Here is a 14,750-nt window from a genome sequence, read left to right as displayed (position 1 = left end):
AGTGCCAGATCATGAATCCGTCGATTCATAATCCAACACTAGGTTAGTCTGTTTTGTATCTTTTATTGCAGTATAATTACATTTGTAACGAAAATGAAATATTTGGAGATGCTTTATATGAAATTAAGTCGAAAGTTATTAATGGTATCTGCAGCAGCTTTGCTAAGTATAAGTCCAGTGGTAGCAGCTTCGATACCAAGTTCAAATGTTCAAGCTGCGGCTAGTAAAAATGCTACGACTACTGTCCTACTTAAGCGCAATGCTTATATTTATAATTCGAAAGGTAAGACGAACAAAAAAGCTATTAAAAAAGGTAGAAGTATTAATGTAAATCAACTTAAGGCCATTGGAACCAAGCTGTTTTATAGAATTAATAATCGTAAGCAATATGTTAAGGCCGCTAATGTAGGCAAATTAACGGGTAGAAAATTAAAACTGGTAAATAAATTACCAGGTGACGAAGGACTGTTTAATGTTCCAAAAGATATGCAGGGGACATGGTATTATATTGATTCTTATACTAAGAAGCCTGAGAAATTAGTGATTGGGCAAAATGTGATTAATAACAAAGGTTATAAACCTGAACTGCATGTCATGAATAAACACTTCGGTGATAAGACAAACTTAACTAAGTGGTCACGGGCTTATCGTGATGCAAGTAGAGACTGGAGCGATACTTCTCTTACCAAGGTTCGTGGAATAAATTATGTTCAGGTAATTAAGTGGGGTGCAGTAGGTGGAGATGGTCTATCATACGGTCTGCATAAAGAAGCTGGTCAACCAGTAATTGTAATCGGTACTGGTGCTAAGACCTGGACGCAAGCCGTTGCCTGGAAGACACCTGAATTAGCTAAAGAAAATTCTGGCAAACATTTTAAGGATTTAGATTATTAAATTTAAATTACTTATATAAAAAATCCATTAAGGAATTTTCCCTTAATGGATTTTGTGTTTTATTTAATTTCTAATTTTTAGTTTGCAACGAAGGTATTAGGCTTAATATGTTGCAAAATATCGTAACCTACAGCTTTAACATCTTTTTCATTGTCATCGGTTTGGTTAAGAAACATAATTAAACCATTTTTGTTATCTGTTGTTAATTGATACCAGTTGCCAAAATGGGTACCTCTTAAATTACCGTAGGCAGACTTAATGTTGTCGTTATTATCTAGATAAGTTCCAGCTGCGTAATTATTAACCCTACTCTTTACATGAGTCATATAGTTAAAGTCATCTTTGTCCAAAATTGTGCCATCGGTCAAAGCAACTTGAATTTTGTAGTAATCCATTGGGGTAGTAAACATGTTACCGGCACCTGGAATTTGTGAAGCAAGTGTAGATGGTACGTAAACAGCATTTTGATAGTTCTTGCCGGTTTGGTAATCATAATTATAAGAAATAGGATCAGTCATACCAGTTGGAATATCTTGATAAAGGTAAGTACCCTTTAATCCTAACTTATTAACAATTCTATCTTCAAAATTTTGCTCATATGATTTACCAGTTAATTTACTGATAATTCCGGCGAGTAAAATGTAGTTAGCGTTGTTGTAGAAGTAGCTACCAATTTGACCAGACGGACTGTCATTAATATCATTAATTATCCAGTCAATGGCTTCTTGTTCTGTATAGTCTTGATCACGGTCAACTTCGGTATTACCAACTGTGTTTCCAGATGTGTTGGCTAATAAGTCTCCAACAGTAACTAAACTAGAATTCTTTAAATCGGGATACCAACGATTGATTGTAGTGTATTGAGAAAAATGATCGCTAGTTCCAACTTTTTCATTAATTAATTGGGTAATTATGGCTGCTGTTATAACTTTTTGTAATGAACAGGCAGGATAGGTAATTTCAGGGTCTCCATTACCCATGTTGTTACCATACCAAGCATACCCATAGCTAATTTGCTGTGGCACACCATTTTTAACAACCACCGTAGTACCCCGAACGTGGTTATCGTTTAGAGTTTGTCTAACAAAAGTACGCATTTTTGCTTGTTGTGCTGCAGTTTGTTTTTGAGTTGTAGCTTTTTTCGTGCTTGCAGCCTGCACCGTATTTGTTGATGGACTGACAGCTGTCATTGCACTAGCACCTAAAACAAGGGATGCGGCTAATACTAAAAATGTTTTTTTCAAAAAAACGCCTCCTAGGGCTGACCTGAAATATATAACAGGCTTTAGTCTGTTTAAGTGTACCGCATTGCTTTGCTATTTGAAAAGAATTTTGAATAGAAATATTAATCTGATAAAAAGTTGGATTATTTAACCAATTTTTACTTGATAAAACCCGGAATAAAAGGATGTTATTAAAGTTATTAAGAAATGGTAACGATATGCTCCGAATAATATTTTTTGCACTACAATATAAATTGTAACGGAAATGAAATATTTCATATGAGGTGATATTTATGAGATTAAGTCATAAAGTAATTATGTTATCAGCTGCAGTTTTGATGGGTGTTGCCCCAGCATTAGGTGCTACACAAGTATCAAACGCAGCTACTGCAACTAAGTCAACAACTGTTAAGAAGGGTGCTACTACAAAAGCAGTTGCATCTAAGAAAGCAGCTTCAAAAGCTACTACCACTAAAAAGGTTGTTTCTAAAAAGTCAACCCCTAAGAAGGTAGCTGCAAAGAAGACTACTTCAAAGAAAGCTGCATCTAAGAAGACCGCTGCTGTTAAGCAAGGTAAGATCAAGCTTACTCACAATGCTTACGTTTATAACAAGAACGGTAAGAGAGACACTAAGTATATGGGCGGTGGTAAGAATGCCGTTATTGCTAAGGGTGTAACTCTTAAGTATTATGGCAATGTAACTTCTATCAATGGTAAGAAATACTACCGTATTGCTAAGAATGACTATATAAAGGTAGCTAACACTACTAAAAAGGCAGCAACCAAGAAGCCAGCTAAGAAAGCTTCAAGTAAAAAATTAATTGCTGTTTTAGGTCACAACGCTTACGTATATAACAGTAAGGGTAAGACCAACAAAAAAGTTATTAAAAAAGGTAAGAAAGTTACTGTAAATAAAGCCAAGAATATTAAGATTGGCAAGAAGTCAGTACCTGTTTACCAAATTAATGGCAAGAACCAATACATTAAGGTAGCTAACATTGCTTCTATTAATGGCAAAGCTGTTAAGGCTGCTAAGAAGACAGTAACTAAGAAGCCTGCAAAGACTACCCCAGCTACTGATACTAAGAAGCCAGCAACTGATAAGACAGATGCAACTAAACCTGCAACTGATAAGTCAACTACTACTACAACTGGAACTACTACCCCAGCAACTACTGGCTCAACCACTACACCTACCACAAACGCAACAACTAACAAGTAATTGTTGAATTAATTAAAAAATAATAATTATTTTTTTCCAATCCATTAAGTTGGGTTGGATTTTTCGTTCCTAAAATATCAATTTAAAACTATGGTAGTATAAAATATATACGTATAAGTTAGTTTTAAAAATAAAATAGAATTATTTTAGGGGATTTAATGTTAGGTTTTTCAATTTATCTCGGTCATGATTTAACGGCCGATGATTATAATTATTTAATTATGATGCGTAATGCAGGCTTTTCTACTATATTTACATCGCTGCATATTCCTGAGAATGACCTAAGTCTTGTTTTGAGCCGTTTAGGTAAATTAACCAAGTGGTGTAAAGATTTAGATTTATCCATTATTGCAGATGTTTCTAAAGAAGGTTTAAAAAAATTAGGAATTGATATTTCTGATATTGATCAAATCAAGAAGTTGGCTTTAACCGGCTTAAGAATTGATGATGGGGTTGATTTTGCCACTGTTGCTAAATTGTCTAAAGTTATGCCTATAGCCTTGAATGCCAGTACCATTATGGAAGACGATATAGATGAATTAAAAGACTATAATGCTGACTTTGACCATTTACAGGCTTGGCATAATTATTATCCACGACCTGAAACCGGCTTAGATGCTGCTTGGCTTAAAGAGAAGAATACTTGGCTACATAAATCTGGCATGCAGACAATGGCTTTTATAGCAGGGGATGCAAAGAAGCGTGGCCCAATTCATGCGGGTTTACCAACTTTGGAAAAGCAACGTGACGAAAATCCGTTAGCAGCCATGTTGGAATTAAAAGATTTAGAATGCGATCACATTTTTGTTGGAGACGATGACTTTTCAAAAGAGGCGGCTGACAGTTTTACTAATTACGCTAAAAAAGATGCCATTACTTTGCACGTTGCTCGTTCTATTCCAAAATTATCTGCTAATGAATGGCATAACCGACCTGATGTAGCGCGAGATGTAATTCGTTTGACTGAGGGAAGAATTAGACAAGTATTTTCTACTCAACCACAAACTGAGGTATTGGCTCGTCCTAAAGGAACCATAACTTGTGATAATGATCGTTACTTACGGTATAAAGGTGAATTACAAATTACTAAACGTGATTTACTTCCAGATGAAAAAGTTAATGTTTTAGGACATGTGGTTCGTTCTGATTTGCCTTTGCTAAACTTTATTCAATCAAAGACAAAGATGATTTTTGAATAAGCATAAATAAAAGAGGTCTAAATTGATTTTAGACCTTTTTTTAGTTTAAGTTATGAAAATTATTAACAAATATTTATTTATACTTTTGAAATTTATTTTCTTTAGTTTTATAATGTAAGCGTAATCATTAATAAATAACAGTGAAAAGGATGACTATGAATTTTCAAATGCGAGTTGAATCTGCCAGGAAGGATTTAACATTAACTGAAATTAAAACAGCAAATTATATATTAAAGCATCCTCAAAAAGCGATTGCTGCGAGCATTAATCAATTGGCGGAATTAGCTGGCTCCAGTGCAGCAACGGTAACTAGGATGGTAAGAAAACTTGATATTGATTCTTTTACAGCAATGAAGATTATGATATCTGGTGACTTGGCCAGAAACGTTAGTGATTCAAGCCCACAATTAGATATCAAAGAAAATGAATCTTTTTCTTCTATTTGTAATAAATTGGTTGAAAATGATGTAAAAAATATCAATCAAACTAAAGACTTACTTAAAAAAAGAAACTGTGAGGTTGTTGTTCATCGGTTATTAAAGACAAAAACCTTGTATGTTTTTGGAGTGGGGGCCTCTTCATTGGCAGCTGAGAATATCTATCAAAAATGGTCAAGAATTGGTTTTCATGTAGTCTTTAATCAAGATATTAATGTCTTTTTAGCAGAATTAAGTAATGCTACTAAAGAAGATACTTTGTGGTTGATTTCTAATTCCGGTGAAACACCAGAAATTTTATGGTTAGCTAATTATGCTAGAAAACATGGTATTTTTACTATTGCATTAACTAGGTTTGGTCAAAATCGTTTAGCTAAAAAAGCAGATATAGCCTTAATAACCTGTAAACCAATTGAGCCAGATGTAAGGGTAGGTGCGACTAATTCGATCACCGGACAGTTTTATGTTGTTGATGTGGTTTTTTATTTATATTTCAGCCGTGATTTTAATCAGAGTTTTAGAGCGATTACGACGTCTAGACAATCGGCTGAAAATTATAAGTCACATTTTAAAATTAGATAAATAATTATTTGGTCTAAGCCAATTACTTTAAACTAAATATTATTTAATCAATAATATTTGCAATTTTATAATATTGAATTGCAAATTGGTATAGCTAAGATTATACTGAATTTATTGACAAATAGGAGGAAAAATCAATGAGTGCAGATAAATATACCAAATTGGGCAACCAAATATATGCCTATATTGGTGGGATGCAAAATGTTAAGTCTTTGTATCACTGTATGACACGTCTTCGAATTGATATTAAAGATATGTCTAAGGTAGACGTCGCCGGACTTGAAAAAGTTGACGGTGTTCTTGGAGTTGTTAAAGGTGAAACGCTTGAGGTCGTTTTAGGACCTGGTGTTAATGCCAAGGTTGCTACAAGTATGGTTAGCCAAGCTGGAGTTAAGGAAAACGATCCTTTCCCTGAAAATACTGGTAATCAAACGACTTATGAACAAGATAAGAGTGAAGTTTCTGAAAAAGCTGCGCAAGTTCATGCAGCTCACAAGGCTTCACTTAAACAAACATGGTGGCGGAAGATTTTACAGCATATCTCTGCTATCTTTATTCCATTAATTCCAGCTTTTATCGGTGCCGGTTTAATTTCTGGTGTTGCTGGTATTTTAAGAAACATGTTAACAGCCAAGATGCTTCCAATGAGTTGGAACTTGGGTGTAACTGTTTTAGGAATGATTGCCAACGGTTTATTTATGTATTTAAACATTTACGTTGGTATCAATACTGCTAAGGAGTTCGGCGCCACAGCCGGTCTTGGTGGTATTATTGGTGGTATCGTTTATCTGCCAGGGGTTGTTGCTCCTACAACTATTCCTAACATCTTTGATGGTAAGCCATTAGCTGCCGGACAAGGTGGTATCATCGGTGTTCTACTTGCTGTATGGTTAATGTCTTATGTAGAAAAGTTCTTCCATAAGTATATTACTGATTCTTTGGATCTTATCTTTACCCCATTTTTAACCCTGTTAATTATGGGTCTACTTACAGTCTTTGCCATTATGCCGTTTGCCGGTTGGGTTTCTAACTCACTTGTTGGTGGCATTAATTGGATCTTAAAGGTTGGTGGACCATTCGCCGGCTTCGTATTAGGCTTAGCCTTCTTACCAATGGTAATGTTTGGTTTACACCAAATCCTGACACCAATTCACTTACAAATGATTCAAAAATTAGGGTATACCCCATTATTACCAATTTTAGCTATGGCTGGTGCCGGACAAGTTGGTGCCGCAATTGCTTTATGGGTAAAATGCCGAAAGAATAAGCAATTAACTAAATTAATTAAGGGTGCTTTACCTGTTGGTATTTTAGGTGTTGGTGAGCCATTAATTTATGGTGTTACTTTACCACTAGGTCGTCCGTTTATTACTGCTTGTATTGGTGGTGGTATCGGCGGTGCCGTTATCGGTGCTTTTCATAATGTCGGTTCAATTGCTATTGGGACTTCAGGTATCGCTTTGATTCCATTAATTGCTAATAATATGTGGTGGGCATACTGCCTTGGCTTGCTTGCTGCTTATGCTGGTGGTTTTATTGCAACTTTCTTCTGGGGAGTTCCTAAGGGTGCCAATGTTGCTAAAAATGAAAATGGTACTTTAGTTGGAACTGTTCCAGCAAATAATACAATTAAAAAAGTAAATAATTCTAATGCTGTTAAAAGTGAAAAAGCTACAGTTAATTTTGTTGCACCAGTCAGTGGTCAACTTGAAGAAATGACCTCTGTTAATGACGATGTATTCTCTAAGAAAATGGTCGGTGACGGTTTTGCAGTCAATCCAAGCGATGGCAAAATTCTTGCTCCTACGGATGGTAAAATTGTGACGGTTATGTCAACTAAACATGCAATTACTATGACATCTGCCAAAGGTGGTTTAGAAATTCTGTTACACTTTGGGCTTGATACAGTTGATTTAAAGGGTGCTCCCTTTGATATTAAAGTTAAAGAGGGTCAAACAGTTAAAGGAGGTACCGTTTTAGCACAAATGGATATCGCCGCAATTAAAGCAGCTGGGAAAGATCCAGTTGTGATTACTGCCGTTACTAATATGAAGCAAGTTGCCAAGATGTCTGCTGTTAAGCCCGGTAAGATCCAAGCCGGACAAAGTGTCTTGGAAGTAACTACAAAGTAGGTAAATATGGAGATTAAAAATTTAGTAACCGAAAGACGTAATCCGGCAACAACACATATCGATACTATGTCAACTCTTGATATGGTAAAAACTATTAACAATGAAGATAAAAAAGTTGCTGTAGCCGTTGGTACGCAAGATAAACAAATTGCTCAAGTAATTGATGAAGCTTCTAAGCGTTATGCTCAAGGTGGTCGGCTCATTTATGTTGGTGCTGGTACCAGTGGCCGTTTAGGCGTATTGGATGCAGCTGAACTTGTCCCTACTTATGGCATTAAACCTGAGCGTGCGGTTGGATTAATAGCTGGCGGTAAGGGTGCAATGTATCGTGCCGTTGAAGGAGCGGAAGATTCAGCTGAACTAGGTGAAAAAGATCTCCGTGCGCTTAACTTAAATCAAAATGACACTGTTCTTGGTTTAGCTGCCAGTGGCCGTACACCATATGTGATCGGCTGTCTTGATTATGCTAAGAATGTTGGTGCGTTTTCTGCATCGATTGCCTGTGTGCCTGATTCTGAGATTGGTAAGCATGCAGTGGTTGCGATTGAAGCAGTTGTTGGTCCAGAAGTAATTACTGGTTCAACCAGAATGAAAGCGGGAACCGCACAAAAAATGATTTTGAATACAATTTCTACCGGCGTAATGATTCGTCAAGGTAAGGTGTATCAAAACGTGATGATTGATGTGCAACCGACTAATTCTAAGCTTGTTGACCGTGCTTGCAGAATAATCAATGTAACTACAGGTGCAAGTAAAGAAAAAGCTTTAAAGGCTTTGAAAAAGACCAATAACAATGTGTCTCTTACCATTGTTATGCTTAAAACAGGTAAAAATAGGGAAGATTCCCAGAAGTTATTGGCCCAAGAGCATGGTAATGTTAGCCAGATTTTAAAAGAAAAATAGAAATTAAGGTAAATATCCGAGATGGATGTTTACCTTTTTTGTATTCTAATATATGTTTGGAGACTTGAATGTGAAGGGGCAAAGGTGAATAATAAACTGTGTATAGTCCCTTTTGGTGCAACTTTTGATAAAATATAAGTTGTTAACATATTTTTACGGAGGAAATTATGTCTTATAAAGACAATATGATGATGTTTGCCCTTAATTCGAATATACCATTGGCTAAAAAAATTGCTAAACGTGTCGGTGTGCCACTTAGCAAATCCAGTGCTCAGCGTTTTAGCGATGGTGAAATTCAAATTAATATCGATGAATCTGTTCGTGGTAAAGATGTATATCTGATCCAATCAACGAGTGCTCCAGTTAATGATAATTTGATGGAACTTTTGATTATGATTGATGCTGTTCGTCGTGCCAGTGCCCACACAATTAATATTGTGATGCCATATTACGGTTATGCTCGTCAAGATCGTAAGACCCGGGCACGTGAACCAATTACTGCTAAGCTTGTTGCTGATATGTTACAAACAGCTGGTGCAGATCGGGTACTTTCTCTTGATTTACATGCACCACAGATTCAAGGCTTTTTCGACATTCCTGTTGATAACTTAATGGGTGCGCCACTGCTGGCTGATTACTTCTTACGTAACCACTTGGAAGAAAATGCAGTTGTGGTTTCACCAGATCACGGTGGTGTTACCCGTGCAAGAAAACTTGCTGAATTTTTGGGGACGCCGATTGCAATTGTTGATAAGCGCCGTCCAAGGGCTAATGTTGCTGAGATTATGAATATTATTGGTAATGTTAAGGGCAAGAGAGCGATCATTATTGATGATATGATTGATACTGCTGGGACTATTTCTTTAGCTTCTAAGGCATTGATTAATGCTGGGGCAACTGAAGTTTATGCAAGTGCAACTCATGCTATATTATCTGGTCCTGCAATTAAGAGATTAAACGATGCACCGATTAAGAACTTGGTCTTAACTGATTCAATTAATCAGCCAGCTGAGAAGAAAATTGATAAGATGTTGTTAGTCTCCGTAGGACCTTTAATGGGGGATGCAATTAAGTGCATTCAAAAGCATGAACCACTTAGCCCTCTGTTTAATACGAGATACCAACAAGATAAACACTAATAGAGATTCTTAACAAACAAATAGACTAGCCTTTCAAGGCTAGTCTATTTTGCTGTGTTATAAATTTTTAATCTAAATCTTTTCCATTAGTAGCTATAACTTTTTTATACCAATAAAATGAATCTTTCTTATAACGTTTCAATGAACCATTTCCATAATCATCTTCATCAACGTAAATAAAACCATAGCGTTTTTTCATTTCACCAGTACTTGCAGAGACTAGATCGATACATCCCCATGGTAGGTAGCCTATTAAATCAACACCATCTTCTGTGACAGCTTTCCTCATTTGTATAATGTGTTCTCTTAAATAATTTATTCTATAATCATCATGGATTTTGTGATCACTAGTTAATTTATCATATGCTCCTAAACCATTTTCAACTACAAATAGTGGCTTGTGCCAACGAGTGGTCATCCAATTTAAAGCGTATCGCAAACCTACTGGATCAATCGGCCATCCCCAATCACTTATTTTAATAAATGGATTACGTACTAGGTCTTTACTTTCCCGATAATCCATATGATTTGTGTATTTAGTAGTGAAGGACATGTAATACGAAAAGCCGATGTAATCAACTGTACCAAGTTTAAGAATCTCTAAGTCTTTGCCAGTAATATCCAGATTATAATTTTTGTTTTTAAAATAAGTTTTGAGCCAATTAGGGTATTCACCGTTAACCTGAACATCACCAAAGTAGAGTCTGCTATCCATGGCTCGTTTTGTGAATAAGACATCTTCTGGCTTAGAAGTGGCAGGATAGATAGGGCAAAATGCTAGCATACAACCAATTTGTAGAGAAGGATCAATAGCATGACCAATCTGTACAACTTCACTACTGGCTACTAATTCATAGTGAGCTGCTTGGTACATTATTTTTTGCTTATCATCACCAGCTTTAAATTTAATTCCAGAATCTTCGTAGACAGAAATATCACTATCATAATTTGTTTGGTTGTTGATCTCGTTAAAAGTCATCCAATATTTAACTTTGTTGTGATAACGTTCAAAACATACATGAGCAAAACGAGTAAAGAAAGTAATTAGTTTGCGGTTAGACCAGCCACCGTATTTAGTTACCAAATGGTAGGGCATTTCAAAATGTGAAAGTGTAACTACAGGCTGAATATTATGTTTCAAACATTCATCAAAAACGTGATCATAAAATTTTAATCCTGCTTCATTGGGCTTAGTTTCGTCACCATTGGGGAAAATCCGTGTCCAAGCGATTGAAGTTCGAAATGCTTTAAAACCCATTTCTGCCATCAGTGCAATATCACCTTTGTAATGATGATAAAAATCAATTGCTTTATGATTAGGATAATATTTGCTTTTTTCAACAGTTTTAGTTAATTCCCTAGGCTTTTTGTTACTTCCTAAGGTCATTAAATCTGCAATTGAAAGTCCTTTTCCACCTTCATTATAAGCTCCTTCTAACTGGTGAGCAGCAACGGCACCACCCCATAAAAAATTTTTCTTAAAAGTTTTACTATTCATAATGATTGCTCCTGTCTTATTTATAAATTATTATATGAAATTGATTTAATTTTTAGGAAAATAAATTGCTTTTAGGTATATTTGCTTAGGAGTGGTTATTATTTCAAGTATGGAACAGGGTGTTCTATTTCCTGCTTTTATCTTGAAGAGCATGTGTTATTCCTTCCGCAATATATACTGCGGGAATTTGTGAAGATAGATCATAATAATGATATACATGATATTCTGTCTCTTTGTACGATAGGCAATAACGGCTCATTTTTCCAATAGTACTTGCTTCGTTACCAGTAATACTAATAATTGTTGTATCACCATCATTAACAAAATTATTTAATAATTCAATTAGTTCACTAGTTTCACCGGTTACCGAAAAAACAATTAAAGCATTATTAGACGTATTATGCAATTGGGAACTCAGAGGATAAAAAGGATCAGATGCGGCGTTGGTATTGTAACCCAATGTTGCCAAACGACGGGCAGTATAACCAGCTAGAAAAGCAGATGAACCAACCCCTATTAAGATAATATTGTCAGCCTGATAAAGGAAATCCGCAGCAACTGAAATTTTATTTTCGATATTTATTGGGAAATTATTTTTGTTTACAAAATTAAAGACTGAGTTTTTTGAATAACCATTTCCTTTATTTTTGATAAATGCTTTGAATTCGGGGAAACTAGAAAATCCAACTTTGTGAACAAATCGCATCACTGATGAGTTAGAAACATGTGCGTTTTTAGCTATATCACGCACGCGCATATAAGCTACCTTTTCGTTATTTTGGGTGACATAACTATAAATGGTCATGTCCACGTTAGATAATGATGATAAATCTTTAAATCCAAAAAATGCCATTTTATTACCTTCCTTCACTTATTTTTAGCATAGCATAGGCATTGAGCTAATGGAACAAGGCGTTTCAAAAATGGCTTAAATAGCAACTATTAATAAATCTTCCAGTTTTCCCTTATTTTATTGAACTTATTGGGATATTTACATAGAATAAAATTGTTGATATTAGTAAGCGGATACAGTAAAAAAGAAAGTAGGTTTTATTTGTGAAGAATCTTCAGAAATTTTTGAATAAATTCATTGCCCCAATCGCTAAATGGGTGAGTCATAATTTATTCTTTTCATCTTTAGCAGAAGCTTTTATGAGAATCACCCCAATTACTTTAGGTGGTGCTCTTGTTCTATTAATTGGTAACTTTCCAATTCCGGCTTGGATGCAATTCTTGCAAAAAGTAGGCTGGGCAACTCATTATTAGTGCTGCCCAGAATGCAACGATGAATGCACTAGCATTGTTTGTTGTATTTAACTTTGCATATGTCTATGCCGAGAAATGTAAATATAATCCATTGCCTGCTGGTTTGTTAGCTATTTCTGGTTTTTTAATTTTGATGCCGCAGGATTATATGGCAAAAATGTTGGGAACGAATGGAAAGTTAACTAAATTGACAGCTTTTTCTACTAATTATGTTGGAGCTTCAGGAATCGTAGTTGCTATTTTAGTAGGTTGGCTCATAGGTTGGTTTTATGTTTTCTTAAATAAAAAACATTTAGTAATTGAACTACCATCCAGTGTTCCACCTAACGTTGCAGAATCTTTGCAACCCTCATTAATTGCTGGTGCAGTTTTAATCTTAATGACTATTATTAGAGGATTGTTTGCATATACACCATTTAATGATATCTTTGATTTTGTTACTAAGATCATTCAAGTACCACTTCAAGGCTTTACCGCATCACCAATTAGTCTGATCGCTATCTATACACTTGCCAACTTATTATGGTTCTTCGGAATTCACCCAAATATGATTTATGGTATCGTTATGCCAATTCTTATGGCAAACGGAATTTTGAATCAAAATGCTTATAAAGCTGGTCATGCTTTACCATACTTAACGATGGCAGTTTTGATGATTGCTTTAGGTAATGCCTTTGGTGGTCAGGGTACGACAATTGGATTGATCATTTCAATGTTTAGAGCAAAATCTCAACGTTATAAGGAAATGTTGAAATTAGCCAGTGTTCCAGCTTTGTTTAATATTAATGAACCATTAATATTTGGTATGCCGATCATGTTAAATCCAACTTTCTTCATTCCAATGGTGGTTACACCAATTATTATTGGTATGGTAACTTGGGTATTAATTCCAGTAATTAATATTGCTCATACTTTTAATCCAATGATTATGTTACCTTGGACCACACCTGGTATCATTGCTGGATTTATTAATGGGGGATTTCCATTACTTCTTATTGCTATTGTTGTAGTAGTAATAAGTACTTTAATGTGGTATCCATTCTTTAAAATTGCTGATAACCAAGCATATAAAGAAGAACAAGACGGTGACCGTTAATACTGCAAAGTAAAAGTATACTTTAAATAATAATTTAAAAGGGCACTTGTGAGAGTGCCCTTTTAATTTTGCAAAATTTTAAAATTAAATTATCACAATAAGAACTATAATGGATGAAATAGTAAAAATTAATTAAGGAGTTATTTTATGCCTGCAGAAACTAGAATTGTAACATTAGAAAATAATTACCATGTTTGGACTAGAAGGGTAGGATTAGGTAAAGTTAAAATACTTTTACTTCATGGTGGTCCAGGGATGACCCATGAATATTTAGAACCATTTACCGCTTATGTTAAGAAGCATCCTGAAGTTGAGGTTATTTATTATGATCAATTGGGTTCGTATTTTTCCGACCAGCCTAATGACCCTAGCTTATGGACAATAGATCGTTTCCTTAGAGAAATTGAAGAGGTCCGGAAGGCATGGCACTTGGACCAATTCTATCTATATGGTCAATCCTGGGGTGGCACTTTGGCTTTGGAGTATGCGGCTTCAGCATATGGAAGGCATTTAAAAGGATTGATTGATTCAAATATGGTTGATAATTATGCTGATTATGCCAAATATATCAATAAGTATCGTGAAACTATGGATCCTGCAGATGTAAAGTACATGAAAGAAATTGAAGCAAAGGGTAATTTTGATGATCACCATTACAATGAATTATTAGGCAAGTTGTACCAGCGTTGCATTTGCCGTTTAAAGCCTTGGCCGGATGCTGTTAAGAGAACTTTTGAACATTTAAATGAACAAGTATACGTTACTTTACAGGGGCCGACAGAATTTACAATTACTGGATCATTAAAGAATTGGAATATTCGTGATCGTCTTAAGAATATTAAAATACCAGCATTAGTATTAGGTGGCAAATACGATTCAATGAATCCTGAGGAAATTAAAGCATTAGCCAAACGTTTACCGAATGGTCAAGCACATATTTGTCCAAATGGCAGTCATTTTTCAATTTTTGATGATCAAAAAGATTACTTTAGTGCAATAAGCAAATTTATTAATGAAGTTGAAAAATAAATTTTAATATTTAAGTTATTTATTTTATATTAAGTAATAGTAGTACTGTTTCAAGCACTACTGATTTTAAAGAAGAAACTGTCAAATCTTTTGTGTAAATAGATCTTTCTCATAGATTGATTTTTTATT

General features: G+C 35.1%; 13 protein-coding genes. 10 read left to right on the top strand and 3 right to left on the bottom strand.

All coding sequences use genetic code 11. From position 1 onward, the window contains the following. The first annotated feature begins 117 nt into the window (after positions 1 to 117). Positions 118 to 894 carry an SLAP domain-containing protein gene (locus tag FC77_RS06200; protein WP_056970700.1) on the top strand — a complete coding sequence of 259 codons (777 nt, stop codon included), beginning with the start codon at positions 118 to 120 and terminating at the stop codon, positions 892 to 894. Positions 895 to 971: 77 nt separating this feature from the next. Here the strand turns inward: FC77_RS06200 and FC77_RS06195 are convergent, their stop codons facing one another. Further along, positions 972 to 1,991, bottom strand: coding sequence for a serine hydrolase domain-containing protein (locus tag FC77_RS06195; RefSeq protein WP_054682075.1), 1,020 nt, complete (start codon positions 1,989 to 1,991; stop codon positions 972 to 974). Between the two features lie 419 nt (positions 1,992 to 2,410). Between FC77_RS06195 and FC77_RS06190 the strand changes: the two genes are divergently transcribed. The 6 genes from FC77_RS06190 to FC77_RS06165 all read left to right on the top strand — a co-directional run bounded on the left by FC77_RS06190 (position 2,411) and on the right by FC77_RS06165 (position 9,732). Beyond that, positions 2,411 to 3,340 (top strand): SLAP domain-containing protein, encoded by a 930-nt coding sequence (locus FC77_RS06190; RefSeq protein ID WP_056970698.1) that lies wholly within the window; start codon positions 2,411 to 2,413, stop codon positions 3,338 to 3,340. Between the two features lie 158 nt (positions 3,341 to 3,498). Continuing rightward, complete coding sequence (locus tag FC77_RS06185; RefSeq protein ID WP_056970696.1) at positions 3,499 to 4,539, top strand: DUF871 domain-containing protein; 1,041 nt, start codon at positions 3,499 to 3,501, stop codon at positions 4,537 to 4,539. Between the two features lie 155 nt (positions 4,540 to 4,694). Then, the gene (locus tag FC77_RS06180) at positions 4,695 to 5,558 is read left to right on the top strand and encodes a MurR/RpiR family transcriptional regulator (protein ID WP_056970695.1); all 864 of its coding nucleotides are present in this window, start codon (positions 4,695 to 4,697) and stop codon (positions 5,556 to 5,558) included. 137 nt (positions 5,559 to 5,695) lie between these two features. Further along, on the top strand, positions 5,696 to 7,690 hold the full coding sequence (locus tag FC77_RS06175; protein ID WP_056970693.1) for a glucose PTS transporter subunit IIA: 1,995 nt from the start codon (positions 5,696 to 5,698) through the stop codon (positions 7,688 to 7,690). Positions 7,691 to 7,696: 6 nt separating this feature from the next. Then, on the top strand, positions 7,697 to 8,593 hold the full coding sequence (murQ, locus tag FC77_RS06170; RefSeq protein WP_056970692.1) for an N-acetylmuramic acid 6-phosphate etherase: 897 nt from the start codon (positions 7,697 to 7,699) through the stop codon (positions 8,591 to 8,593). Between the two features lie 167 nt (positions 8,594 to 8,760). Next, the gene (locus tag FC77_RS06165; protein WP_056970690.1) at positions 8,761 to 9,732 is read left to right on the top strand and encodes a ribose-phosphate diphosphokinase; all 972 of its coding nucleotides are present in this window, start codon (positions 8,761 to 8,763) and stop codon (positions 9,730 to 9,732) included. Positions 9,733 to 9,799: 67 nt separating this feature from the next. Here FC77_RS06165 and FC77_RS06160 read toward each other — a convergent pair whose 3' ends face one another. Beyond that, on the bottom strand, positions 9,800 to 11,230 hold the full coding sequence (locus FC77_RS06160; RefSeq protein ID WP_056970688.1) for a 6-phospho-beta-glucosidase: 1,431 nt from the start codon (positions 11,228 to 11,230) through the stop codon (positions 9,800 to 9,802). A 124-nt stretch (positions 11,231 to 11,354) separates the two neighbouring features. Then, positions 11,355 to 12,083: a MurR/RpiR family transcriptional regulator gene (locus FC77_RS06155; protein ID WP_056970686.1), complete on the bottom strand. Its 729-nt coding sequence runs from the start codon at positions 12,081 to 12,083 to the stop codon at positions 11,355 to 11,357. Positions 12,084 to 12,286: 203 nt separating this feature from the next. On the opposite strand from FC77_RS06155, the gene FC77_RS08430 reads away from it, so the two are divergent. The 3 genes from FC77_RS08430 (at position 12,287) to FC77_RS06145 (ending at position 14,621) form a co-directional block, all read left to right on the top strand. Further along, positions 12,287 to 12,496: a hypothetical protein gene (locus tag FC77_RS08430; RefSeq protein WP_308425643.1), complete on the top strand. Its 210-nt coding sequence runs from the start codon at positions 12,287 to 12,289 to the stop codon at positions 12,494 to 12,496. A 19-nt stretch (positions 12,497 to 12,515) separates the two neighbouring features. Next, positions 12,516 to 13,592, top strand: a complete 1,077-nt coding sequence (locus FC77_RS06150; protein WP_308425642.1) for a PTS sugar transporter subunit IIC — start codon at positions 12,516 to 12,518, stop codon at positions 13,590 to 13,592. A 147-nt stretch (positions 13,593 to 13,739) separates the two neighbouring features. Next, positions 13,740 to 14,621, top strand: coding sequence for a proline iminopeptidase-family hydrolase (locus FC77_RS06145; RefSeq protein WP_054682087.1), 882 nt, complete (start codon positions 13,740 to 13,742; stop codon positions 14,619 to 14,621). Positions 14,622 to 14,750: the final 129 nt, after the last annotated feature.

Source organism: Lactobacillus acetotolerans DSM 20749 = JCM 3825, assembly GCF_001436775.1.
GTDB classification, from domain to species: domain Bacteria; phylum Bacillota; class Bacilli; order Lactobacillales; family Lactobacillaceae; genus Lactobacillus; species Lactobacillus acetotolerans.
Note: the sequence above shows the minus strand (reverse complement) of the source record. Positions and strands in the feature narration are given on the sequence as shown.

Excerpts from the sequence above, each read along its gene's own strand:
- FC77_RS06160 (WP_056970688.1), bottom strand. The coding sequence starts at position 11,230 with ATGAATAGTAAAACTTTTAAGAAAAATTTTTTATGGGGTGGTGCCGTT.
- FC77_RS06190 (WP_056970698.1), top strand. The coding sequence starts at position 2,411 with ATGAGATTAAGTCATAAAGTAATTATGTTATCAGCTGCAGTTTTGATG.
- FC77_RS06180 (WP_056970695.1), top strand. The coding sequence starts at position 4,695 with ATGAATTTTCAAATGCGAGTTGAATCTGCCAGGAAGGATTTAACATTA.
- FC77_RS06145 (WP_054682087.1), top strand. The coding sequence starts at position 13,740 with ATGCCTGCAGAAACTAGAATTGTAACATTAGAAAATAATTACCATGTT.
- murQ (WP_056970692.1), top strand. The coding sequence starts at position 7,697 with ATGGAGATTAAAAATTTAGTAACCGAAAGACGTAATCCGGCAACAACA.
- FC77_RS06165 (WP_056970690.1), top strand. The coding sequence starts at position 8,761 with ATGTCTTATAAAGACAATATGATGATGTTTGCCCTTAATTCGAATATA.
- FC77_RS06175 (WP_056970693.1), top strand. The coding sequence starts at position 5,696 with ATGAGTGCAGATAAATATACCAAATTGGGCAACCAAATATATGCCTAT.
- FC77_RS06150 (WP_308425642.1), top strand. The coding sequence starts at position 12,516 with ATGAATGCACTAGCATTGTTTGTTGTATTTAACTTTGCATATGTCTAT.
- FC77_RS06155 (WP_056970686.1), bottom strand. The coding sequence starts at position 12,083 with ATGGCATTTTTTGGATTTAAAGATTTATCATCATTATCTAACGTGGAC.
- FC77_RS06195 (WP_054682075.1), bottom strand. The coding sequence starts at position 1,991 with ATGCGTACTTTTGTTAGACAAACTCTAAACGATAACCACGTTCGGGGT.
- FC77_RS06185 (WP_056970696.1), top strand. The coding sequence starts at position 3,499 with ATGTTAGGTTTTTCAATTTATCTCGGTCATGATTTAACGGCCGATGAT.
- FC77_RS06200 (WP_056970700.1), top strand. The coding sequence starts at position 118 with ATGAAATTAAGTCGAAAGTTATTAATGGTATCTGCAGCAGCTTTGCTA.